At 35.1% G+C, this 23985-nt stretch carries 17 protein-coding genes; 15 read left to right on the forward strand and 2 right to left on the reverse strand.

Annotation, left to right across the window (positions count from 1 at the left end; genetic code table 11):
• Window positions 1-212: 212 nt before the first annotated feature.
• The 3 genes from ACH0B5_RS10285 to ACH0B5_RS10295 all read left to right on the forward strand — a co-directional run bounded on the left by ACH0B5_RS10285 (window position 213) and on the right by ACH0B5_RS10295 (window position 3631).
• Window positions 213-782, forward strand: a complete 570-nt coding sequence (locus ACH0B5_RS10285) for a peroxiredoxin family protein (RefSeq protein ID WP_122971034.1) — start codon at window positions 213-215, stop codon at window positions 780-782.
• A 104-nt stretch (window positions 783-886) separates the two neighbouring features.
• Window positions 887-2326, forward strand: coding sequence for a S41 family peptidase (locus tag ACH0B5_RS10290; RefSeq protein WP_341361818.1), 1440 nt, complete (start codon window positions 887-889; stop codon window positions 2324-2326).
• A gap of 135 nt (window positions 2327-2461) precedes the next feature.
• Window positions 2462-3631, forward strand: a complete 1170-nt coding sequence (locus ACH0B5_RS10295; protein ID WP_341361819.1) for a PDZ domain-containing protein — start codon at window positions 2462-2464, stop codon at window positions 3629-3631.
• A gap of 85 nt (window positions 3632-3716) precedes the next feature.
• Here the strand turns inward: ACH0B5_RS10295 and ACH0B5_RS10300 are convergent, their stop codons facing one another.
• Both ACH0B5_RS10300 and ACH0B5_RS10305 read right to left on the reverse strand, forming a co-directional pair.
• Entirely contained in the window at window positions 3717-4040 is a 324-nt protein-coding gene (locus ACH0B5_RS10300; RefSeq protein WP_341361820.1) for an AzlD domain-containing protein, read from the reverse strand.
• The gene (locus ACH0B5_RS10305) at window positions 4037-4747 is read right to left on the reverse strand and encodes an AzlC family ABC transporter permease (protein ID WP_122971074.1); all 711 of its coding nucleotides are present in this window, start codon (window positions 4745-4747) and stop codon (window positions 4037-4039) included. The genes ACH0B5_RS10300 and ACH0B5_RS10305 overlap by 4 nt, the downstream gene beginning before the upstream one ends.
• Before the next feature lie 496 nt (window positions 4748-5243).
• Between ACH0B5_RS10305 and ACH0B5_RS10310 the strand changes: the two genes are divergently transcribed.
• The 12 genes from ACH0B5_RS10310 (at window position 5244) to ACH0B5_RS10365 (ending at window position 23985) form a co-directional block, all read left to right on the forward strand.
• Window positions 5244-5897: a TVP38/TMEM64 family protein gene (locus tag ACH0B5_RS10310; RefSeq protein ID WP_122971073.1), complete on the forward strand. Its 654-nt coding sequence runs from the start codon at window positions 5244-5246 to the stop codon at window positions 5895-5897.
• Window positions 5898-6064: 167 nt separating this feature from the next.
• Window positions 6065-9586 (forward strand): helicase-exonuclease AddAB subunit AddB, encoded by a 3522-nt coding sequence (gene addB / locus ACH0B5_RS10315; protein WP_122971030.1) that lies wholly within the window; start codon window positions 6065-6067, stop codon window positions 9584-9586.
• Window positions 9567-13289 carry a helicase-exonuclease AddAB subunit AddA gene (addA, locus tag ACH0B5_RS10320; RefSeq protein WP_341361821.1) on the forward strand — a complete coding sequence of 1241 codons (3723 nt, stop codon included), beginning with the start codon at window positions 9567-9569 and terminating at the stop codon, window positions 13287-13289. The genes addB and addA overlap by 20 nt, the downstream gene beginning before the upstream one ends.
• Window positions 13290-13416: 127 nt before the next feature.
• The gene (locus ACH0B5_RS10325) at window positions 13417-14589 is read left to right on the forward strand and encodes a DUF418 domain-containing protein (protein ID WP_406927794.1); all 1173 of its coding nucleotides are present in this window, start codon (window positions 13417-13419) and stop codon (window positions 14587-14589) included.
• A gap of 118 nt (window positions 14590-14707) precedes the next feature.
• Window positions 14708-15610 (forward strand): fumarylacetoacetate hydrolase family protein, encoded by a 903-nt coding sequence (locus ACH0B5_RS10330; RefSeq protein ID WP_122971027.1) that lies wholly within the window; start codon window positions 14708-14710, stop codon window positions 15608-15610.
• Between the two features lie 152 nt (window positions 15611-15762).
• Window positions 15763-16128, forward strand: a complete 366-nt coding sequence (locus tag ACH0B5_RS10335) for a YisL family protein (protein ID WP_122971026.1) — start codon at window positions 15763-15765, stop codon at window positions 16126-16128.
• 255 nt (window positions 16129-16383) lie between these two features.
• Window positions 16384-17844 carry an alpha-amylase family glycosyl hydrolase gene (locus tag ACH0B5_RS10340; protein ID WP_122971025.1) on the forward strand — a complete coding sequence of 487 codons (1461 nt, stop codon included), beginning with the start codon at window positions 16384-16386 and terminating at the stop codon, window positions 17842-17844.
• A gap of 306 nt (window positions 17845-18150) precedes the next feature.
• Window positions 18151-19179 (forward strand): ABC transporter ATP-binding protein, encoded by a 1029-nt coding sequence (locus ACH0B5_RS10345; RefSeq protein ID WP_122971024.1) that lies wholly within the window; start codon window positions 18151-18153, stop codon window positions 19177-19179.
• Window positions 19157-20104 (forward strand): ATP-binding cassette domain-containing protein, encoded by a 948-nt coding sequence (locus tag ACH0B5_RS10350; protein ID WP_122971023.1) that lies wholly within the window; start codon window positions 19157-19159, stop codon window positions 20102-20104. Before ACH0B5_RS10345 ends, ACH0B5_RS10350 begins: the two co-directional genes overlap by 23 nt.
• A 2-nt stretch (window positions 20105-20106) precedes the next feature.
• Window positions 20107-21069 (forward strand): oligopeptide ABC transporter permease, encoded by a 963-nt coding sequence (gene opp4B, locus ACH0B5_RS10355; RefSeq protein WP_406927795.1) that lies wholly within the window; start codon window positions 20107-20109, stop codon window positions 21067-21069.
• A gap of 30 nt (window positions 21070-21099) precedes the next feature.
• Window positions 21100-22005, forward strand: coding sequence for an ABC transporter permease (locus ACH0B5_RS10360; RefSeq protein ID WP_122971021.1), 906 nt, complete (start codon window positions 21100-21102; stop codon window positions 22003-22005).
• Window positions 22006-22158: 153 nt separating this feature from the next.
• Complete coding sequence (locus tag ACH0B5_RS10365) at window positions 22159-23985, forward strand: oligopeptide ABC transporter substrate-binding protein (protein ID WP_406927796.1); 1827 nt, start codon at window positions 22159-22161, stop codon at window positions 23983-23985.

A 23985-nucleotide genomic window follows, 5' to 3' on the forward strand; every position in this document is an offset into this window, starting at 1 on the left:
AGTCTAACAAAATTAGGAGATTGCGTGTTTATTTTTTCTGAATTTTATCTGTACCCCAACAAATATTTTAGAGCCTTTCTTTTCGGTCGATACTTCAAATTTTTGGTCTTTTTCAGTTCTGTGTTATTCTAATGAAGGATAAATGAAGAATGAATCGTAAACTTCTACATCATTTACAAACATATCGTTAATAATATTTTGGAGAGTAGATTATGAAGAAAATAATTGGTCTAATCATCATTATGACACTCGTTGTTATCATGCTTAGTACGTATATAAAAAATCAAGTTGATAAAAGTAAAGCAATTGATGAAAATGCCATCGGTTATGAAATAGACTTAGAAGAAGAAGGGTTAGAAAAGGGACAATTGGCACCTGATTTCACATTAAAGACTTTATCTGGTGATACGTTTAAATTGTCTGATTTAAAAGGGAAAAAGGTTGTCTTAAATTTTTGGGCGACATGGTGTCCACCTTGTAAAATTGAAATGCCCCATTTACAAGAGTATTATGACCAATATGCAAAACAAGAAAACGTTGAAATCGTCGGCATCAATATAACGTATAATAAGGATTCTGTAAAAAGAGTCCAACAATTCGTTAACAGTTATGAACTAACATTTCCCATTCTATTAATGGAAGAGAAGGGGGTAGATGACCTATATCAAATTTTAACAATCCCTTCCACCTTTATGATTGATACAGAAGGGCGAATTCAGCACCATATTGTTGGTCCCCTTGATCAAAAAAAATTAGAGGAATATGTCACAAATTTAAATTAAAACGATGTTGGAACAACGATATAAATATTAAAATAGAAAATTCGGCTTTTCCGATGTGTTATCTCCTTTTGTTTTTTCATAGATTGAACGAGAGGAGGTAAATAATGCGGAAAAGTCGAATTTTTTTAATACTTGCTTTACTTTGTATCATTGTCACTGGGGGTGTAACTTGGAACAATTTAAATAGTGGGAATGATAAATCGAAGGTCAGCGATGTATCTGTTATTGACCAAGCCTACTCCCTTATTACTCAAAAATCTGTATACGGTACAAAGGAAGAAGAGCTGATAGAAGGAGCAATAAGGGGGATGGCAAATGCCATACAAGACCCTTATAGTACGTACTATACAGAAAAGGAGGCTGCTTTACACAAACAATCATTGGCTGGACAAAGGGTAGGAATTGGAATTGAAATAACAGAAAAAAATGGGAAATTTATTGTTGTAGCACCTGTAAAATCTTCTCCTGCTGAAAAAGCCGGTATCCGACCATTCGATGAAATCGTCCAAGTGGATGATCAACGTTTGGAAGGGAAAACAATTGGCGAACTCATGCAAATGATACAAGGAAAAGCTGGGGAAAAAGTTACTCTCGTTTTATATCGTCCTAGTACGGAACGTCATATTAAAGTGAGCGTCGAAAGGGCAGAGATGAATAATGAAACCGTCACATCAAAAGTACTAGAATTAGATGAAGCGAATATTGGATACATCTCGATTTCAATGTTTGGTGAACGAACAGCCGAAGAGTGGGTGAATGCGACTCAAAAACTAGTGAGTGAAGATGTGGAAGGATTGATAGTTGATTTACGTGATAATCCAGGTGGATATTTACATAGCGTAGCTGCTGTCGTAAGTAGTATTGAAAAGGCAAATACAACATTTGCCTACATGCAAAACGGTGCCGGTGAGATGGAACCATTAAAAACATCAAACATTGAAGCGGAAGAATTTTATTTGAATACAATGAAAAAACTCCCAATTGTCGTTCTTCAAAATGAAGGAAGTGCTTCTGCAAGTGAAGTAATGGCAGGAGCCGTTCAAAGTTGGGAACGGGCAATTATTGTAGGATCAAAAAGTTTCGGTAAAGGAACCGTGCAAGAAACTTGGGGACTCGAAAATGGTGGCGAATTGAAACTTTCCACGAATAAATGGCTAACACCAGAAAGAGAGTGGATTCATGGGAAAGGTATTCAGGCCGATGTAGAAGTAGAGCAGCATCCACTATTTTTATTAGAACTAATTCCTTTAAGTGGAGAGTTTGGTGAAGGTGACTTTAGTGAAGAAATTGCCTACACTCAAAAAGTATTAAGTGGTCTTGGTTATAGTATTACTAGGACGGATGGTTTCTTCGATGAAGATACAGCAGAGTCAGTCGTACAATATCGAAAGAAAAATAAATTAAAAAACGGTCGTCAAATGGATGATGAATTTTTTGCTAGTATTAGAGAGCAAGTTACATCATATAAACAAAATATGGAAAATGATGTACAGTTAAATATGGGGATTAGTGTTATGATGAATCGATTAAAAGGAGATATTTAATCAAAAAAAAGAAGTTAAATCTTATATAATAGACTTCATACACGATTTTTTCACCGCGAAATAGTTAGTTTATATCTACGCATTTGGTAATTCCTTTGATACAATGACAATAGTTAGTAATTAGGCGGTGGAAAAATGGTTACAGAAATATTATTAGAAATTGCTATAGCAATTGGACGTATGTTTATCAACCCACTATTTTATTTAGCAATTTTAATGGCAGTTTATTTAGGCTATCGTCGTGTAAAAAGGGAAAGGAAGTTTTTCCATACCCGTATTTTATGGGGATGGTCTGAAACAAAAGGCTTGTTAAGTGAAGGTCTACTAGTTTCATTATGCATCTCCATACTTTCAATCGCTTTTGGGTTAACTGTATCAGCTGAGCTTTTATATTTTGTGACAATTGCTAGTATGATAGCACTTATCCTTTATGTTTTCCATTTCCTTTCTCCTATCTTAATCTTTACTTTAAGTTTAGTAGCATTAATGGTCATGGATTATTTCGACTGGACCTTCTCATTATTAGGATTTAAGTTTAATAGTGTGAACTTAACAGAAGGTACAGCCGTTACGACAACATTACTTGTCGGATTGTTACTTGTTGCAGAAGGGCTGTTAATACGAAAAAATGGTGCATCTTATGCATCGCCCATTGTTGAAAATACAAAACGGGGATTGAAATCAGTAGCCTTTTTAAGTAAAAAAATTTGGATACTACCAATATTTTTTGTTATTCCTGGCAATGCAATTGATGCCTATATGCCTTGGTGGCCACAATTCTCGTTAGGTGCGACCCAATTTTCATTAGTCTTATTTCCAATTGTTTTAGGATTTCAGCAAATGGCCCGCCGTTCCTTACCGGTACAGTTGTATCCTAAAATGGGACGTAAAATTGTTTTACTAGGAGTGCTAGTTGTAATGGGAGGGCTTGTTGCTTACTTTGAGCCAATCGTTGGAATCATTTGTTTAATAGCAGGTACAGTCGCTCGAATCGTCCTCTCAATTATTCACACAATCAGCGAAAAAAGGGATATTTACGCGGTATCTCCACAATCAACGGGTGTAATGATTGCGGGAGTATTACCCAATTCACCGGCCGACAAAATGGGGTTAGATGTAGGTGAAGTGATTCGAAAGGTAAATGGGGTTGAAGTTCATACAGAGCGTCAATTATATGAAGCGTTACAAATTAATGCTGCCCATTGCCGCTTAGAAGTGTTGAATCATCAAAAGGAAGTGCGCTTAACGCAACACGTTGTATATAGTGATGATCACCATCGTATTGGACTTTTAATTGCCGAATAATCAATATAACGATTCGGTAAAATAATATTTTATAAAGTATGAATTGAAAAAAGTGCGAGAGTCTCAAAAAGACTTTCGCACTTTTTTATAGGAAAAATTTTAAAATAGCCATCGTTAAAACTCCTACAATTACCGTTTTAAATAGACTTTTTGTAAAAATAGCAACAATTAATGTAGGTATAAATGCTATAACATTTAACCAATTTAAAGTAACAATAGTTCCTTCGGAGTTAAATAATGACTCTAACACTAGGGCACTTAAAATACAAATAGGGATATAGGATAACCATCTAAGAATAATATCTGGTAATTTTACATTACGTACTAACATAAAGGGGATTACCCTTGGGAGCCAAGTGACAATGGCACAACCAATCATTAATAATATCATGGATAAGGAAGTCGTCATTTTTCCGTCACCACCCCAATTGTAGCAACGATAATTGTCGTAATCAGCACCGCAATATGTCCAGGAAGAAAATATAAAAGAACATACATAATAAGGGCCATTAGGGCAATTAATTTTAAGTAATGCATTAACTTCGTTTTTCCTACATCGACTAAGTTGATAATAAGCAAAGCAGCAAACATTGCTACTAAGGCAAAATCTAATCCCCAACTTTCAGCATTAGGAAGCCATTTGCCTACTACACCACCAAGGGTACAGGAGGCAATCCATGTGAAATAAGCAGTTAGATTTAGCCCGTCCATCCAATTACCACCAATGGTTTTCTCCTTCGCAAGTTTTGTAACAGCTACTCCAAAGGTTTCATCTGTTAATAATGTCCCAAACCCTATATTTCGCAATGCAGAGTATTGGGTTAGATGGGGGGCAACGGTTAAAGACATTAAAAAATGTCGGAGGTTTACAATAAATGTAGTAATAATTATGACTGAAAAGGGAGCACCAGCTAAATACAATCCACAGAAAATAAACTGGGCAGACCCGGCGTATACAAGCACCGATAATAGAAATATTTCTAGAACTGATAAATTGGATGTAATCCCAATAACACCAAATGCTATTCCAATACTAATATACCCGAGTAGAGTCGGGATACAGTCTTTAACACCTTGTGAAAATGTATCAAGGGGAAGTGCTTCATTTACATTCATTTTTGTATTCAATTTTTTACAATCCTTTCGTTTCATCAAAAAGTATTGATTGCTATAATTCTAGTAATATATAACTTTAATGGATAGATTCTAGTAAAGCAATGTTCAATTATAAAAATAATATGAAACAAAATAACCTTATTTTTCGTTAATTACTAAAAGGAAATTATGTATAAGGTCATAAAAAGTATGGATATCGGGCAATAGTATTTCATAGATTTGTCATACAAAAGATGTCTAATGAATAATAATTTCTACTATAATGATATCAAGAAAAAATTAGAAAATTCCTTAAAAAATTATTTTTATAAGTGGTTAAATATTGTCGATGTTGCAAATGCTATCATTATGAAAAATGCATACAATTAGGTGGCAGTAACAATTACATCTACATAGACAGCTTAGTTTCTAATTTAGACAAAGGTTAAATTTATTAAGGTTATTAGAAGGAGATCTTATCTCTATTTTATATTTGATTTATATTGGGGTGGAACATGTGAACGATTGGTTTACAGTAGAAAATATTGAAAATTTAGCAGGACATTATCGGACACTTGGACCGCTAATCGGAATTTTACTTCCGTTTATTGAAGCCTTTTTACCTTTCCTCCCACTAGTTGTAATCGTAGTTGCAAATGCAAGTTCTTATGGCTTATGGATTGGCTTCTTATTATCTTGGGTTGGAACGGTACTTGGATCGTATGTTGTATTTCTAATCGTTCGAAAGTTTGGAAAACATCCTCGATTACAAGTTTTTATAGGGAAAGAAAAGGTGCAAAAACTTATAAGATGGGTGGATATGAGGGGAATAAGTCCACTTTTAATTTTACTTTGTTTTCCGTTTACCCCATCTGTATTAGTTAATATTGTTGCCGGGCTTTCAAACATAAAGAAAAAATATTATTTATTTGTCATTATGGCGGGGAAATTTATTATGATTGCAAGTATGAGTGTTCTCGGCTATGACTTAAAAGCACTATTAACAGATCCGATAAAATTAATTATCGCAGGGGTTGCGATTTTCTTGCTTTGGTTCATTGGGAAAGCAATAGAAAAACATTTGAATAAAAAAGTTGATCGAGATTTAAGTGAACAATCCGATAAGAAAAAAAAAGTGAAAATGTCTGTAAAAAAAGAGCGATTGTTATAAACTGCTCTTTTTAATTCGATATTTTTTCTATCATGATAAAAAAATATTATAATAGAGAAATATCAATGAAAGTTATCTAGTTAATATGTATTAAAATATAAAAAATTTAAAGAATCGAACATATATTCTTATATAATAGAAGTTAGTAATCAAAGAGGGGGAGCATTATGTCGTTAAGAGTTATTAGTGGACGAGCCGGTACAGGGAAGACTACTTTCATTCATGAAGAAATCGTACAAGAATTGAAAGAAAAACCACTCGGTTCACCTATTTATTTAATTGTACCAGACCAAATGTCCTATCAAGCGGAGCATATGCTTACCAATTTATATGATATTAAAGGAATTATACGAGCTCAAGTTGTAACGTTTAAACGTTTAGCATGGTATATCTTACAAGAAACCGGTGGGATTGCAAAAGAACAAATCGATAAAATTGGTTATCGAATGTTAATCCGTCGATTGCTTACAGAAAACAAAGATCAATTTTCATTATTCCGCCAAGCTGCAGATAAACGTGGTTTTACCCAGGAAGTAGAAATGTTAATTAAGGAGTTTAACCAATATAATATCGACAGTTTGGCTTTAAAAGGGGTCATTGAAAAATTAGAGGATACAGGTGCTCCTAATACATTAATAGCAAAATCAAAGGATTTACAGTTAATTTTAACGAAATTGGAAGAAGTATTAGGGGATAGTTATGTAGACGGTGACAGTTATTATCCCGTTTTATTAGAACAACTGCAAAACTCTGAAAAAATAAAAGACGCCCATATATACATTGATGGTTTTACAGCCTTTACTGTTCGTGAGTTTGAAATTGTAAAACAATTGCTCACATTAGCTAAAAGAGTCACGATCGTATTACCTTTTGAAGATGAAAAGGATAAATATAATGACCAAGCTGTTTTTTATCGACCAGCAGTGATGTACGATAAATTACTTCAAGAAGCTTATAAAATTCAATTGGAAATTGAACCAAGAATTCATTTGGATAATTGCTATCGTTTCCATAATCATGATTTACAACACGTAGAAGAACAATTTCACGAACCAGTAGTGGAACCAATCCAATCCGACGGTTATGTTCAAATTTTAGAAGGGGCAAATCGCAGAGCGGAAGTTCACGGAATTGCCCGGGAAATATGTCGAATTGTCCAAGAAGAAGGCATGCGTTATAAAGATATTGGGATTATGTATCGGCAAGCAGATATATATGATCCATTAATTGAAACGATATTTGCCCAATATGATATACCTGTTTTTACAAATGAAAAGAAATCAATGCTTCACCATCCTTTAATTGAATTTAGTCGTTCTATTCTTGAAGTCATCGTATCCAACTGGCAATATGAACCGATATTTAGAAGTGTGAAAACGGATTTGTTTTTCCCGTTGAAAAGCAATTTAAAAGAAATGAGGGAAAAAGGAGATCTATTTGAAAACTTTATTATTGCACAAGGGATTTACGGTCACCGTTGGTTTGAAGATTCCCGCTGGTTTTATAAAAAGTACCGTGGACTAGAATTTTACTCGAAAAGACAAACGGATGAAGAGTTGGAAATGCAATCCTTGATTGATGAAATGAAGGAAATCATTCGGACGCCCCTAAAAAAATTACAAGATGACTTGAAAACGGCAAGGACGGGGCGAGAAATTGCAATGGCCCTTTATCGTTGCATTGATGAACTGCAAATATACGATAAACTTCAAGCGTTAAAAGATGCTGAATTAGAGGAACATCAACTTGATGGAGCAAGTGAACATGACCAAGCATGGAATAGATGGATTAATGTATTAGACCAATTTGTGAATATGTTCGGCGATCAACCACTATCTATTGAAGAAGCAGCACAAATTTTGGATGAAGGGTACGATACTCTCCAATTTTCTAAAATTCCTCCTTCCGTTGATGAGGTAACGGTTGCGACCGTTGAATTCTCCCGTTTTGACAATAAAAAAGTTGTATTTGTTATTGGGGTTAATGATGGTGTATATCCGATGCGGATGGATTACGAAGGACTAATAACGGATGTGGAACGTGGATGGTTTGCTGAAATAGATACGGAACTTTCACCTACATCAAAACACAGATTACTACAAGAAGCGTTTTTAATATATCGTGCTTTTTCTTCACCTACTGATCGACTTTATGTAACGTTCGCAAGTAGCGATGAAGAAAGCAAAGCATTACTCCCATCCCTTTATGTGAATCGTTTACATAAATTGTTTGAAGTAAATGGTGTAAAAACTTTACCCCATCATCGCGTATTCATTGATCCAAGCGAAGAATTGGAAAACAGTAATGTTCTTCGATATTTACGTCATCCTAGAACGTCTCTTGCCTTTTTAATGATGCAATTACGCCAAGTAGAACATACTGCACAACTTGCAACTGAATGGCAAGCATTAAAAACGTTTTATGAACAAGACCCATATTGGAAAGGTGTATTACATGGAGTAATGCGTCCTATTGAAAAGAAAAATGTAGCGGAAAGATTAACACCTGAAATAACGGAAGCTCTATACGGAACAGAATTAACATCAAGTGTTTCCCGTATTGAAAAATATTACCGCTGTCCATTTTCCCACTTTACAACTTATGGATTGCGTTTAGAAGAGCGAGCCGTTTATCGATTGGAAAATTTTGCAATGGGTGACCTGTTCCATGAAGCATTAAAATGGATTACATTAGAAACAGAGCGTCAAAACCTGCAGTGGAATCGATTAACACGGGCTCAATGTAGTCAATTAGCGCGACAAGCTGTGGAGCAAATCGTTCCTGTGTTTTCTCATCAAATATTATTGAGTAGTGCCCGATATCGATATATACAACGTAAATTAATACGAATTGTAGAAAGAACGATGATGGCCCTTTCCCAACATGCGAAGGTATCTTTCTTTAAACCCGTTGCGATAGAAGCAGCCTTTGGACCAAATGAACAACTTCCACCTTTAGAAATTGATTTAAAGGGTGGACGCAAAATGCATATTCGCGGTCGAATCGATCGTATTGACAGTGCTAAAGTTGGAGGCAAATCTTATTTACGAGTAATCGACTATAAATCTTCAAGTCGCGACTTAGATTTGAATGAAGTGTATCATGGAATTTCTTTACAGTTATTAACGTATTTAGACGTTGCAGTTGAAAATGCGAATATTTGGTTAGATGATGATGTAGAGGCAGCTGGAGTTTTATATGTTCACGTTCATAATCCAATTTTAAAAGTAGAAGAAGAGCTAGATGACTCTACATTAGAAATGGAAAGAATGAAGAAATACAAAATGAAAGGCCTTCTTACTGAAAATGCGGAATCATTAATTGCGATGGATGAAGATTTGGAACTTGGTGGTAGTTCGAAAATTGTACCAGTTTATTTAAAGAAGGATGGAACAGCGTCCCCATCATTATCACGGGTCGTACATCCTGCTGATATGAATCAAATTAAACAATATGTTAGAAAAAAACATAAAGCTGCTGGTGATGGAATATTGAGCGGTGAAACAGGCATTTATCCATACCGATTAAAGGGAAAAACAGCCTGTGATTTTTGTAGTTTTAAATCGGTCTGTCAATTTGATCCAACTGATCATGAGCAATTATATCATTCCCTTCAAGCAGATAAACCGAACAATGTTGTCAATAAAATACGGGAGGAGTTGAACAATAATGGGTCTATCGATTCCTGAAAAACAACCAGATGTAACTTGGACAGATGAACAATGGAAGGCAATTTGGGCCACAGGTCAAGATACATTAGTTTCAGCAGCTGCCGGTTCAGGTAAAACAGCTGTACTAATTAATCGAATGATAGAAAAAGTAATTTCGAAAGAAAATCCAATTGATGTGGATGAACTATTAGTCGTTACTTTTACTAATGCCTCCGCTGCTGAAATGCGCCACCGAATGGCAGAAGCCCTTGAAAAGGAAATTGCGAAAGATCCTCGTAATCAGCATTTACGACGTCAATTAAGCTTAGTGAATAAAGCACAAATTTCTACGCTTCACTCCTTTTGTTTAGCGATTGTACGCCAATATGCGTACTTAATAGACATTGACCCTGGTTTTCGTATAGCAAATGAAGGGGAGTCAGCCTTACTTCGTGATGATGTTTTAGCGGAAGTGTTGGAAGAGGCTTACGATAGTGAAGACGAAGAAAAAGTAAATGCAGTCTATCGATTAGTTGATAGTTTTACATCGGACCGTGATGATCAAGCAATCGAAACGTTAATCGATAAATTATATGAAACATCCCGTGTACATCCTGAACCGACAAAATGGTTACGCTCTTTACCGAAACAATATGATTTACCTGAGCATGTAACAATCGATGAACTTGATTTTATAGAGCCATTAAAAAAATCGATTAAATTTAGTTTAGAAGAAGCGCGGGAGCATATTGAAGAAGTTCGACAACTTGCCTTAAAGCCAGATGGACCTTATGCCTATGGAGAAACGGCAGAACTAGATTTTGCTTTAATAGAAGAAGCTATTCGTATTATGGAACACAGTACTTGGCAAGTAGCCTATGAATTTTTCAATCGTTTAAAATGGTCGACATTAGCAAGAATGAAAAAGGATAGTTGTGATCCAGTTCTTCAGGAAAGGGCAAAGAAAAAGCGGGATCAAGCAAAAAAAATCCTATCTCAAATAAAGGAATCTTTCTTTCTACGAAAGCCGGAACGCCTTTTACAAGAAATTCGTTTAATGGCACCAATCATTAAAACATTGGTGGAATTAACAGAAGCTTATAGTTATAAGTTCAAAGAAGCTAAACTACAACGAGGATTAGTCGATTTTTCCGATTTAGAGCATTACGCTCTAGATATTTTAACGGTAAAGGAAGATGGTAAACTGCAACCATCACCTGTTGCATTAGATTTTAAACAAAAATTTAAAGAAGTATTAGTAGATGAATATCAAGATACGAATATGTTACAGGAAACGATTTTGCAGCTCGTTAAAAGTGGTAGTGAAATGGACGGGAATTTATTTATGGTAGGAGACGTTAAACAATCCATTTACCGTTTCCGTTTAGCAGAACCAATGCTCTTTTTAAATAAATATTTACACTTTGAAGAAGAACCTGTTTCCAATGGATTAAAAATCGACTTAAATGCGAACTTCCGAAGCAGGCAAGAAGTATTACATGGAACGAATTTTGTCTTTGAACAAATTATGGGAGAGACGGTCGGTGAAATCATATATGATGAAAAGGCTGGCCTAAAGCCTGGAGCCCCTTATGATTCTGTTGAAATGCCAATTGAACTTGCCATCATATATGAAGAGCAGGAAGATGATGGAGAAGAAATCGATGAAGACGCTGAAATGGATTTCATCATCGAAGAAGAGATAAAAAAATCTCAACAAGAGGCCCGTTTTATTATTAAACGAATTCGTGAATTAATGGACGGTGGGACAACGGTCTATGATACGAAGCAGAAAGATCCTGCTAAACGTATTCGACCAATGAAATATAGCGATATCGTGATTTTAATGCGTTCCATGACTTGGTCGAATGATTTAGTTGAAGAATTTAAAGCAGCTGGTATTCCGTTATTTGCGGAATCTTCAAAAGGGTATTTTGAAGCACTGGAAGTGATGGTGATGTTGAACGTATTGAAAGTCGTTGATAATCCATATCAAGATATCCCGTTAGCTTCCGTCCTAAGAGCTCCATTTATTGGCTGTACAGAAAATGAATTAGCTAAAATTCGTCTTGCTAATCGAAAAGCACCTTTCTATGAAGCAGTAAAACAATTTGTAGAAGAAGAACAATCTGGTATTCATTCTGAGACTAGCGAAAAGCTTCAAAGGTTTTTACAACAGCTTGACACATGGAGAAATTTAGCTCGCCGTGGTTCCCTATCCGATTTAATTTGGCGCATTTATTTAGATACAAATTATTATGAAATGGTCGGTGCTATGGCGAATGGCAAACAACGTCAAGCGAATTTAAGAACTCTCCATGATCGGGCATTGATGTATGAAAAGACATCCTTTAGAGGACTGTTCCGATTTTTACGATTTATTGATCGAATGCGTTCAAGGGGCGATGATTTAGGTGTCGCCAAATCAATCGGAGAAAAGGACGACGTTGTTAGACTTGTAACGATTCACTCTTCAAAGGGATTAGAATACCCAGTCGTATTTGTTGCAGGATTAGGTCGGAGTTTTAACCAAATGGATTTTAGTAATGCTTATTTATTTGACCAACAGTTTGGACTAGCGGTGAAAGCTATTGATCCAGATGACCGCATTATGTATACGTCACTGCCGTTTTTAGCCATGAAAGAGAAAAAAATTCTCGAAATGAAAGCGGAAGAGATGCGAATTTTATATGTAGCTATGACCCGCGCAAAGGAAAGATTGATTTTAGTTGGTTCAGTAAAGGATTGGGAAAAGGTTCGTTCAAAATGGTGTGAAGTACAACAACTACCTACCGATGTGATGTTACCTGAATATTTACGTGCTAGAGCAAAAAGCTATTTAGATTGGATTGGACCAGTTGTTGCTAGACATGCTTCCTTTGAGCCTTTTAGCGATGAAGAGTATCGTCCAATTGATCACCCATCAAAGTGGAGAATTACACCAATTTCCAACACCTTCTTTATGAATAGCATTACTTCAGAACAGCAAGAAGAAGCAGGAGAACAGGCAGATACCCATCTAGATGAGAAGGTTTATAACGAGTTAAGAAACCGTTTTACAACAGGTTATTCGTTTAAAAATGCCATTTTGAAAAAATCAAAGACGAGTGTTTCAGAGATTAAAAGGATTGAAAATTTACAACGGGAAGAAGAAGAGGAGACATACCCTATTCAATCGACATCCTCTTCTGCTATGAAAAGACCGATGTTTTTACAAGAAAAAGGATTATCTGCGACAGAGATAGGTACCGTTATTCATACGGTTATGCAACATATTCCACAAAGAGGTTTCGACCGTGTGGAAGAAGTGCAAGCTTACCTACAATCATTAGTAGATCGTAAGCTCTTAACTTCGGAAGAATTGGCAGTAGTTGAACTTGAAAAGGTTTTACAGTTTTTTGCTTCCGATATCGGCCAACGTTTTAGTCGAGCAGTACAATTGTATAGAGAAATTCCTTTTACTTTAAGCATTGAAGACGAGGAAGGGGATTCACAAATTGTACAAGGGATTTTAGACTGTTTATTTCAAGATGAACAAGGCCGTTGGGTGCTCCTTGATTATAAAACTGATAAAATATTGCCGTCTTTTAAAGAGGAACCTTTTTTAACAAATGAAATGAAAAAACGATATGAAGTACAGCTTCGAATTTATAGTGAAGCGATTGAATCGATTTTACAAGTAAAAGTGGATGAAAAAGTCTTATATTTATATAATGCTCAAAAGGAGATTCATTTCAATTAGCTTTAAAGATAACAGTCTATTAATTTGATTCAAATTAATAGGCTGTTTTTTCGAAGGTTTTTTCTTAATATAGTAAAATGAAAGATAAACTTTACGTTTTGACGTTACAAGAAAAGGAGAACCTATTGTGAATTTTCAACCGACTACTTTGAATGAAAGAGTTCATTCGATTGATATTTTACGCGGATTTAGTTTACTTGGTATTTTACTGGTAAATATGTTTGCCTTTTATTTACCTATGCCCCATATTGATTTAGGCAGTTGGTTTACAGAGGCGCCCGATATTATTTGGCATCAAACTTTGGATATTTATGTGCAAAGTAGTTTTTATCCCCTTTTCTCTATGCTTTTCGGATATGGGTTAGCGATGCAATTTATGAAAGCAGAAACCATTGGAAGTAACTTTTATCAATTTGGACCAAAGAGGCTAATTATATTACTTATTATTGGATTACTCCACGCCTTTTTCATTTGGTGGGGCGACATATTAACGATGTATGCCTTTTGCGGATTTTTCCTATTGCTATTTTTACGCTTTAGCGGTGGATGGTTATTAACGTTTGGGTTAATTATTAATGGGTTCATGCATTTATTTTTCATTGCTATTTTTGCGCTAACAGGAATGAGCAATATGGAAGTAGAAGCACCGGCAGTCGATATTGTAATGATTAACGATGCCATTACCGCTTATGGAGTGGGTAATTGGGTGGATGCCTTTTTCCAACGTTTAAAAGATTTATCCCTTCAGATGGGGGTGAGTATGTGGATATCAGCTTTAACGACTATCCTGCCATATATGCTTATAGGAGCTGCAGCTGCCAAATGGCGTTTAATTGAAAGGGCAAAAGAGCTAAAGGGTCTTTGGATTACTTTAGCCATCGTATTTCTCGTACTCGGTATATTGATAAAAAGTGCTCCATATACCTTTACTCGCACTTATTTACTTGATTATTTAAAAGTGTACGTAGGGGGACCTATCCTTTCCGTTGGTTATATTGGAATTATGATTTGTTTATGTATGATTCCGTTTATCGTTAAAATACTCGCACCATTAGCGAGGGCTGGGCGAATGTCCCTTTCTTTATATATTATGCAATCTATTATTTGCACATTATTGTTCTATCATTTTGGTTTTAGTTTGTATGGTGAAATTGATGTCCAGACGGGTACATTAATTGCGATTGGTATTTTTATTGTTCAAGTTATATTTGCTGAGCTTTGGTTTATTAAATTTAAACAAGGACCATTAGAATGGCTCGTAAAAAAATTAATTTATAAAACAACATTGTCGGAAAAATGAGCAATTTCGAAAAATTTGATGTATGATGGAATAAAATATACATTCAATTAATAGATTTTGAGAATTACTCAAGTTGAATGTATATCAACAAAGGATAAAAGAAGGAGCGCCTTTATTTATGAAGATTTTATCGTTTAATTTAAATGGAGAAGTAAAATTCGGTCCAAAAGTAAAAAAAGAGGAAGCGGTATGGGATGTACTAGCCATTCAAAAAGAGCTGAATATCCTCCCTTCTTTTCCAACAGAAATTATTGATGGGATTGCATTAGGTTTTGACTTTGTTGAACAAATTCGCAAATTAGTTGACGCTGCAAGTAAATCTGAACAAGTGGAACAATTTAAGCGTCCATTTACTGAAATAGAATGGCTTTCTCCAATACCTAGAACGCCAAAAAATATTATTTGTATTGGTAAAAACTATAATGATCATGCAAAGGAAATGGGCTTACAGCAAGCACCGGAAGATTTAGTCGTATTTACAAAATCACCAACTTCCATAGCAGCTGATGAACAAGTATTACCGATTCATGAAGGTAAAACGAATTCCTTAGATTACGAAGGTGAGTTAGCAGTAGTTATAGGCAAAAAAGGAAAGGATATTCCGAAAAATCTTGCCTTTGATTATATTTTTGGCTATACGATTGCAAATGATATAACAGCTCGTGATTTACAAGATAAACATAAACAATATTTTTTAGGGAAAAGTTTAGAGGCTTCTTGTCCACTAGGTCCTTATATTGTATCGAAGGATGAAATTGTAGATCCTCAAAAATTGACAATCGTAACAAAAGTAAATGGTGAAGTACGCCAAAATGGTTCAACAAAAGATATGATGTTTACAGTAGAGGAGTTAGTATCTATTTTATCTCAACATATTACATTGGAGCCTGGAGATATTATTTTAACAGGTACTCCTGCAGGTGTCGGCAAGGGAATGAACCCACCAACATTTTTAAAAGCAGGAGATGAAGTGAAAATTTCGATTGAAGGAATAGGCACTCTTTCCAATCGTTTTGCTTAACAAATGATGTAAACAATGACTTGTTTGAAAGTATTCTCTATGAAACCTAAACTATTTTTGTATTGTAAAGCTCTACAGAACTATTATATTTGAATCTCCAAACTTAACTATGGTAGGATAATGCTGACAATGAAAATTAAGGTGGGAATAAAATGGACTTTTTAACAAGCTCAACGCATTTACACATTGCAACTTGGGTAATAGCATTAGTATTATTTTTTGTAGCAGCTTTAGCATCTAAGTCTAAAGGAATTCACATGGCATTACGTCTATTCTATATTTTAGTCATTATTACAGGTGGAGCTTTATTTATCGAAGGAATGGATTACAATATGGGAATGCAATATGGCATTAAATTCCTTTTAGGTATTTTAGTCATTGGTATGATGGAAATGGTATTAGTACGTCAAGCTAAAAATAAACCAACTACTCTATTTTGGGTTTTATTCGCTATTTTCTTATTTGCAGTATTATTTATGGGCTTCAAATTACCAATGGGTGAAAATTTCTTAGCATAATAGAAAAATCGTAAAGTGCATGTGTGCTTTACGATTTTTTTATTTCATCCGCCAATTAAATCTGAATAATATAATAGAAAATAACAATAAAATCATTTCCTTCTGGACAGATTAAAAGAGAAATCTTTCAGAATTACAGTTGTTCACTGTTTTGTCTTATTTCATAGTAGGATTTGTTATTTTCCTTTTAAAAGATGGCAGTTCATCTTTTTTTTTTGGTAAAATGGCGTTGGTATGGTTTGAAGGAGAGGGATTATGTTGAAATTTAAAAAGTGGATTAGTGGCGTAGCGGCGTCACTTTTATTAATTGCTTCATTGACAACTTCTTCTGTAGCGAAAGCAGAAGAGACAAAATCAATAGAAGATGAAAGTATATATGATTTGTTAGTTGATCGAATATTAAATGGAACATTAGAGAACGATTACAATGCCAATGCGGAAGATCCGTCCCAATTTGCTGGTGGTGACTTTAAAGGTTTACTTGAAAAACGATCCTTGATCACCAAAATGGGTTTCACAATCGCTTCAATCGGTTCTGTGTTTACAACTGAAACGTATGACGGTTCAATGGTCACAAGCTATAGTCAAATTGAGCCGCAGTTTGGAACGCCAGAAGAACTGACAAACTTAATTGACACTTTTCATGATGATCATGTAAAAATCATGATTGATTTCCCTTTATCGAATGTTAGTGAAAATCATGAATGGGCACAAGATCCTGAAAAAGCAGATTGGATTGTCGATACTGCCAACGGGAAAGTTCGTTGGGATTTAAATAACGAAGAAGTTCAGCAAGCGCTTATTAATTCAGTAGTTGAATTTATTACTACATATAACGTAGATGGCGTACGATTAACGAATTTAGATACGGCTAGCACTCCATTTTTAAATGAAATGATTGAAGCCATTAAATCAGTAAATAACGATATTTATGTCATTTCAAATGAAGATAGCGACGCTAATTTTGATGCGAAATACTTTGAAGAAACAAACGACGCATTTCGCAATGCATACAAAAACGTGGATCAGAATTCAGCGGCATTGTTAACTAATGTAACTCCATTTGTTGAAGGAAAACAAGCTCCTGCCCAATTGATGATTGATTCCTTATTAACAGATCGTTTTACGTTATCTGCCGAAGCCTATCCTCCAACAAGAGTAAGACTTGCCATTGCTGCAACGCTTTTACTACCAGGCGTACCAGTAATGCAATATGGGACAGAAATTATTATGAACGGGGAGGCAGGTCCGAATGCGCATCAGCTATATAATTTCCGGACAGATGAGGATATGGTGGAATTTATAGGAGACGTTCAAACATTACGTAATCAGTCTGAAACGTTACGTAATGGGGAATTTAAACTAATTAAAAATGAAAATGGTTTCTTAGTATTTGAACGTTATTCTGATGAAGAAAGATGGATTATAGTCATTAATAACACGGGAAAAACAACAAAGGTTGATATTTCTGCTGATGAAATCGGTGAGAATAAGGAACTTCGTGCTATGTTAGATAGTGATACAATACGTGTAAATGACGAAGGAAATTTCCCTATCGTATTAGATCGTGAAATTGTAGAAATTTATCAAGTTACAGAGGAAAAAGGTATTAACGTTTCTTACTTAATAGCGTTAGGATTAGTTTATCTACTATTTATTGGCTTTATTATCGCTTTAATTAAACGAGGTAAACGTAGAAGAGCAAATCAAAATTAAAAAAATTGACGTCTCAACGGTAGTTTGTACCGATGGGACGTCTTTTTCTTATGGACAGCATAATATTGGGATGTCTAAGAGAAGTATTTTATTCATAAAATGTAAGGTACATTTTAAATATTTAGTTATTTCTGAAAAATAAATTCGAAATTTGTTGACTTCATTTATTACACAAATATATAATTTATTGCAACAATACATAAATTGTTAAAAGATTAATAGTTTTCGGAAAAGATTGTGTAACAAGAATATTTGTAATCTTCAAATTAATAAAAGCGAACATGATTGCTAGAAAGGAGCGTTAATTTGAAAACAGATGAATTATTAACAATTAAAGACTTACATACCGGTTTTCGAATTAAAGATACATTTTATGATGCAGTAGATGGAGTTTCCCTTACATTAAAGAAAAACGAAATTCTTGCAATCGTTGGTGAATCAGGGTGTGGGAAAAGTACCCTTGCAACTTCCATTATTGGACTGTATGATCAAAACAAAACACGTGTTCAAGGAGAAATTTTATTTGAACAAAAAAATCTGGCTGCTCTTTCTGAGGAAGAGATGAATGACATTAGAGGTCTTCAAATTAGTATGATTTTCCAAGATCCTCTTTCAGCATTAAATCCGTTAATGCGCATTGGGGAACAAATTGAAGAGGGCTTAATTTATCATACTAATTTAACAGCTGAACAAAGACAAGCGAGAGTACTAGAATTATTGAGTCAAGTTGGAATTAAAAATCCTGAAAGGGTAGCTAGACAATTCCCACACCAATTATCGGGTGGGATGAGACAAAGGGTTATTATTGCCATTGCTATTTCGTGTAAACCGCAAATTATTATTGCGGATGAACCTACAACAGCGTTGGACGTGACAATTCAAGCTCAAATTTTAGATTTATTAATTGATTTACAAGCTGAAACTGAGGCGGGAATAATTCTAATTACCCATGACTTAGGTGTTGTAGCAGAGGTAGCAGATCGAGTTGCCGTCATGTATGCGGGAGAAATTATTGAAGAGGCTCCAGTAAATGAGTTGTTTACAAATCCGAAACATCCCTATACTCGTTCGCTATTTAATTCCATTCCTCAGATGAATTCTGAGTCAGAACGTTTAAATGTCATCGAAGGTATTGTTCCATCATTAATGAACTTACCTCGAACTGGTTGTAGATTTTCTCAACGAATTCCTTGGATTCCGGAAGAAGCTCACGAGGAAAATCCAGCACTTCATGAAATTTCACCTGGTCATTTTGTACGTTGTACATGTTGGAAAGAGTTTCACTTTAAAACGGATAAAGGGGGCGGGACATATGAGCTTCATGCAAATAAATGATTTAAAAGTCCACTATCCTATTCGCGGAGGATTTTTTAACCGGGTGATTGATCAAGTTCACGCAGTTGATGGAATAACGATGGAATTTGAAAGAGGAAAAGCCTATGGATTAGTTGGTGAATCAGGATGTGGAAAATCGACTACAGGTAAGGCAATTATTGGGCTAGAAAAAATTTCAGGCGGATCCATTATTTATGAAGGTGAAAATGTTACAAATAAACGCAGAAGTCGAAAATCTGCCTTTAGTCGTGATGTTCAAATGATTTTCCAAGATGCCCATTCTAGTTTGAACCCTCGAAAACGGGTAAAAGACATTATTGCCGAACCGATTCGCAATTTTTTAAAGCTATCTCCGCAAGAAGAGGAAAGAAAAATAAGTGAACTATTAGATATAGTGGGGATGCCTGAAGATGCAAAGTTTAAATACCCCCATGAATTCTCTGGAGGTCAAAAACAACGTTTAGGAATTGCTCGGGCTATTGCAACAAATCCAAAATTAATCATTGCAGATGAACCTGTATCTGCATTAGACTTATCTGTCCAAGCCCAAGTGCTTAATTTCATGAAAGATATTCAAAATGAGTTCGGTATTAGTTATTTATTTATTTCCCACGATTTAGGCGTTGTAAAACATATGTGTGATCATATTTCGATTATGTATAAAGGTCGCTTTGTTGAATCGGGGACAAAAAGTGATATATACAATAACCCGCAACATATATATACAAAACGATTACTTTCTGCTATTCCAGAAGTGACTCCGGTAGGAAGGGAACAACGGAAGCGAGAAAGAATAAAAGTCGAACAACATTATCAAGTAGAACATAAAAATTACTTTGATGAAAATGAACGGGTATTTGATTTAGTACCTGTATCAAGCACCCACTTTGTGGCAGCTACTTCACAGGTGAAGGGGGACATGTAGTTATGTGGAAAACGATTGTCAGACGATTTTTAATAATGATTCCACAGTTATTTGTTCTGAGTGTTATTATATTTATTTTGGCGAAGTTTATGCCTGGGGATCCTTTTACAGGACTGATTACACCACAAACAGATCCTGCGCGAATTGAGGAACTACAAGAAAAAGCAGGGTTGAACGATCCTTGGCATATACAATATATTCGATGGGTTGGCAACGCAATCCAAGGCGATTTAGGACTTAGTTATACGTATAAAAGGGACGTTGCTGCTTTAATTGGTGAGCGTGCGTTAAATACGTTTTGGCTGTCATTATTAAGTGTGATTCTACTTTATTTAATTGCCATTCCTTTAGGTATATTAGCGGGTAGATATCAAAATTCGTTTTTAGATAAATCAATTGTATTTTATAGCTTTGTTACATATGCCATTCCGACATTTGTTTTATCTCTCGTATTTCTATTTATTTTTGGTTACCAATTACATTGGTTCCCGACGAACGGCAGTGTAAATATTGAACATGAGCCAGGTACGTTAAGTTATTATTGGGACAAATTCTATCATATTATATTACCATCAATTACTTATGCGATTTTAGGTACGACGGGGATTATTCAATATTTACGTTCAGAAATTATCGATGCAAAAGCAATGGACTTCGTTCGAACTGCCCGGAGTAAAGGTATTCCGATGAGAAAAGTGTATTCTAAACATATTTTCCGTAACTCTTTATTACCTATTGCAGCATTTTTAGGATTTACTATTACAGGGTTACTTGGAGGTTCAATTTTTATTGAAACAATCTTTGGTTATCCTGGAATGGGACAATTGTTTGTAAGTTCAATTTCATCTAGAGATTATAGTGTAATAACAGCACTCGTTATGTTATTTGGCTTCTTAGCCCTTTTAGGTAGTCTCTTATCCGATATTATTATGAGTATTGTTGACCCTCGCATTAGGATTGAATAGGTGACACTAAAAAGTTAAGGAGGATCCAAAATGGCAAAGAAAAAATATAAAAAAAATAAAACTTATGTAAATTCTCCTCCTACTGGCATTCAAGTAGTATTTAGAGAATTTATGAAAGATAAATTGGCTTTATTTTCATTAGTTGGATTAATCGTTGTTATAGTAGGAGTCTTTATATGGGCTTTCTTCTTTATCGACCAAGAGCAATTAATGCGTGTAAGTTTAAGGGATAAATTTGCAGAACCTGGCGATAAGTTTTTATTAGGAGCCGATGAAGGCGGTAAAGATATTATCGGTCAAATTATTGTCGGTGCGAAAAATTCTCTTCTCATAGCAATTTCTATTACGATTATTACGGGTATATTTGGTGTAGTTGTTGGATTAGTTTGTGGATACTTTGGCGGATGGATTGATAATATGTTCATGCGTATTATTGACTTCTTCATTACTGTTCCATCTTTAATGTTAATTATCGTTTTTGTAACAGTTGTTCCGAAGTATAGTGTTATGGCTTTTGTATTAATTATGAGTTTATTTTTATGGACAGGAACGGCGCGGCTTATTCGCTCCAAAGCATTGTCTGAAAGTAAACGGGACTATATACAAGCATCGAAAACCCTTGGAACAAATGACTTTGTCATCATTGTACGAGAGTTGTTACCGAATTTAAGCTCGATTATTATCGTAGAGCTTACGTTAAACTTTGCAGGAAATGTAGGAATTGAAACTGGCTTATCTTATTTAGGATTCGGATTACCAATGTCAACTCCATCCCTCGGAACACTCGTTAGTAATGCAAACAACCCGCTCGTATTACAACAATATTGGTGGGTTTGGTTACCGGCATCACTATTCATCTTAATCATGATGCTCGGTATTAATTACGTCGGACAGGCGCTTCGAAGATCAGCCGATGCCCGTCAGCGTTTAGGTTAATGCAAAGAAATTATGTTTTAAAATAACTGAAAATTAGTTGTATTAAAACTTTTTAGAAATCATTTTGGTACCGCCATATTTACAATTAAAAGGTAAATATGTTTGACTATATAAAAATATAAACAGGTACAAAAAGAAAAGGGAGGAAAAGGAATGAAGAAAACAAAGTGGTCATTATTGGCGCTATTATTTTCTGTCTTACTAGTTTTAGCTGCTTGTAATGGCGGAGATGATGAGCCAGCAAAAGACTCAGAAGGTGCAGAAGAAGATACAGGAACTGAAACAGATGCAAAAACTGCTGATGAGCTATTTACACTTGCAGTAGAAAATAATGAGGAAGCCATTGAAGGTGGAACGCTTCGTGTTGCCATGGTAAAAGATGAGCCTTTCCAAGGGATTTTCAACTGGGAACTTTATGAAGATGCATATGATGCAGATCTTATGGACTGGGCTACAAATGTCATTTTTGAAACAGATGAAAACTTTATGATTACAGATACAGGGCTTGCTACATTAGATGTAGACCAAGATAATAATAAAGTAACTGTTAAAATTCGTGAAGGTGTGAAATGGTCTGATGGTGAACCATTTACAATTGATGATGTCATTTTACCGTATCTAATTATCGGACACCCAGATTATACTGGAGTTCGTTATGATACTCAATTCCAAAACATTATTGGTGCGGAAGAGTATAATGCTGGAAAAGCTGATACGATTTCAGGTCTTAAGAAAATCGATGATCATACTTTAGAAATTAGCTTTAAACAATTATCTCCAGCTATTTATTATTCAGGTGATGGTTTATGGTCATATGCAGCACCAAGTCATCAAATTAAAGATATTCCAGTTGCAGAATTAGTAGAATCGGATGCGGTTCGTAAAAATCCTGTAACGTTAGGTGCATTCAAAATTGACAAAATCGTACCAGGTGAATCGGTACAATACTCTCGAAACGAACATTACTGGAAAGGTGCACCAAAACTAGATGGTGTTGTAGTTGAAGTAGTTCCAAGTAGTTCTATTTCAGTTGCTATCGGTTCTGGAGAATATGATCTTGTTCAAAGCTTTAACGCAACAAAAATGCCAGAAATTGAAAACTTCGATAACATTTCAATCTTAGGTCGTCAAGAACTTTACTATTCTTATTTAGGATTTAAAGTTGGTAAATACGACTTTGAAAACAATACAGTTGTAACAGATTTAGAAGGTTCTAAAATGGGTGATGTGAAATTACGTCAAGCGATGGGGTATGCTTTAGATATCGAACAAGTATCAGAAGTGTTCTACAATAACCTTCGTGAACGTGCAAATTCTTTAATTCCACCAGTATTTAAAGCATTCTATGATGACTCTTTAGAAGGATACACTTATGATCCAGAAAAAGCGAAAGCATTATTAGATGAAGCTGGTTACAAAGACGTTGATGGTGATGGCTTCCGTGAAGATAAAAACGGTGAAAAATTAGAAATTAAATTAGCTGCTATGTCAGGGGATGCTACACAAGAAGAAATTATCGCATTCTACCTTCAAAATTGGAAAGATGTTGGCTTAAATGTTCAATTATCGACTGGTCGTCTAATTGAGTTCAACTCATTCTACGATAAAGTTGAAGCAGATGATCCGGAAATTGATATGTTCATGGGTGCTTGGGGAACAGGTACTAACCCATCTCCAGCAGGACTATACGGTAAAGCAGACCAATTTAACTACAGTCGTTATACTTCTGAAGAGTTAGAATCAGCGGTTAAAAATATTGATTCACCAAAAGCGTTCGATACGAATTACCGTGCACAGGAATTTAAAAAATTCCAACAACATATCGAGGAAGTAGCAACAACTATTCCAATGCAATTCCGATATGAAATTGTTCCAGTTAATAAGCGAGTGAAAAACTTCAGTATCGAATATGGAAATGATTACTCAGATCATTTACATGAAATCGAATTAACTGCTGAAGAACCAGTTGCTTCTAACTAA

It is taken from the genome of Ureibacillus sp. 179-F W5.1 NHS, from assembly GCF_045369345.1.
GTDB lineage: Bacteria > Bacillota > Bacilli > Bacillales_A > Planococcaceae > Ureibacillus > Ureibacillus halotolerans.

What these genes read in the sequence shown, in the direction of transcription:
- ACH0B5_RS10350 (WP_122971023.1), top strand. Translation starts at nt 19,157, where the DNA reads ATGAGCTTCATGCAAATAAATGATTTAAAAGTCCACTATCCTATTCGC.
- ACH0B5_RS10290 (WP_341361818.1), top strand. Translation starts at nt 887, where the DNA reads ATGCGGAAAAGTCGAATTTTTTTAATACTTGCTTTACTTTGTATCATT.
- opp4B (WP_406927795.1), top strand. Translation starts at nt 20,107, where the DNA reads ATGTGGAAAACGATTGTCAGACGATTTTTAATAATGATTCCACAGTTA.
- ACH0B5_RS10360 (WP_122971021.1), top strand. Translation starts at nt 21,100, where the DNA reads ATGGCAAAGAAAAAATATAAAAAAAATAAAACTTATGTAAATTCTCCT.
- addB (WP_122971030.1), top strand. Translation starts at nt 6,065, where the DNA reads ATGTCGTTAAGAGTTATTAGTGGACGAGCCGGTACAGGGAAGACTACT.
- ACH0B5_RS10300 (WP_341361820.1), bottom strand. Translation starts at nt 4,040, where the DNA reads ATGACGACTTCCTTATCCATGATATTATTAATGATTGGTTGTGCCATT.
- ACH0B5_RS10295 (WP_341361819.1), top strand. Translation starts at nt 2,462, where the DNA reads ATGGTTACAGAAATATTATTAGAAATTGCTATAGCAATTGGACGTATG.
- ACH0B5_RS10330 (WP_122971027.1), top strand. Translation starts at nt 14,708, where the DNA reads ATGAAGATTTTATCGTTTAATTTAAATGGAGAAGTAAAATTCGGTCCA.
- ACH0B5_RS10340 (WP_122971025.1), top strand. Translation starts at nt 16,384, where the DNA reads ATGTTGAAATTTAAAAAGTGGATTAGTGGCGTAGCGGCGTCACTTTTA.
- ACH0B5_RS10285 (WP_122971034.1), top strand. Translation starts at nt 213, where the DNA reads ATGAAGAAAATAATTGGTCTAATCATCATTATGACACTCGTTGTTATC.
- addA (WP_341361821.1), top strand. Translation starts at nt 9,567, where the DNA reads ATGGGTCTATCGATTCCTGAAAAACAACCAGATGTAACTTGGACAGAT.
- ACH0B5_RS10305 (WP_122971074.1), bottom strand. Translation starts at nt 4,747, where the DNA reads ATGAATGTAAATGAAGCACTTCCCCTTGATACATTTTCACAAGGTGTT.
- ACH0B5_RS10365 (WP_406927796.1), top strand. Translation starts at nt 22,159, where the DNA reads ATGAAGAAAACAAAGTGGTCATTATTGGCGCTATTATTTTCTGTCTTA.
- ACH0B5_RS10335 (WP_122971026.1), top strand. Translation starts at nt 15,763, where the DNA reads ATGGACTTTTTAACAAGCTCAACGCATTTACACATTGCAACTTGGGTA.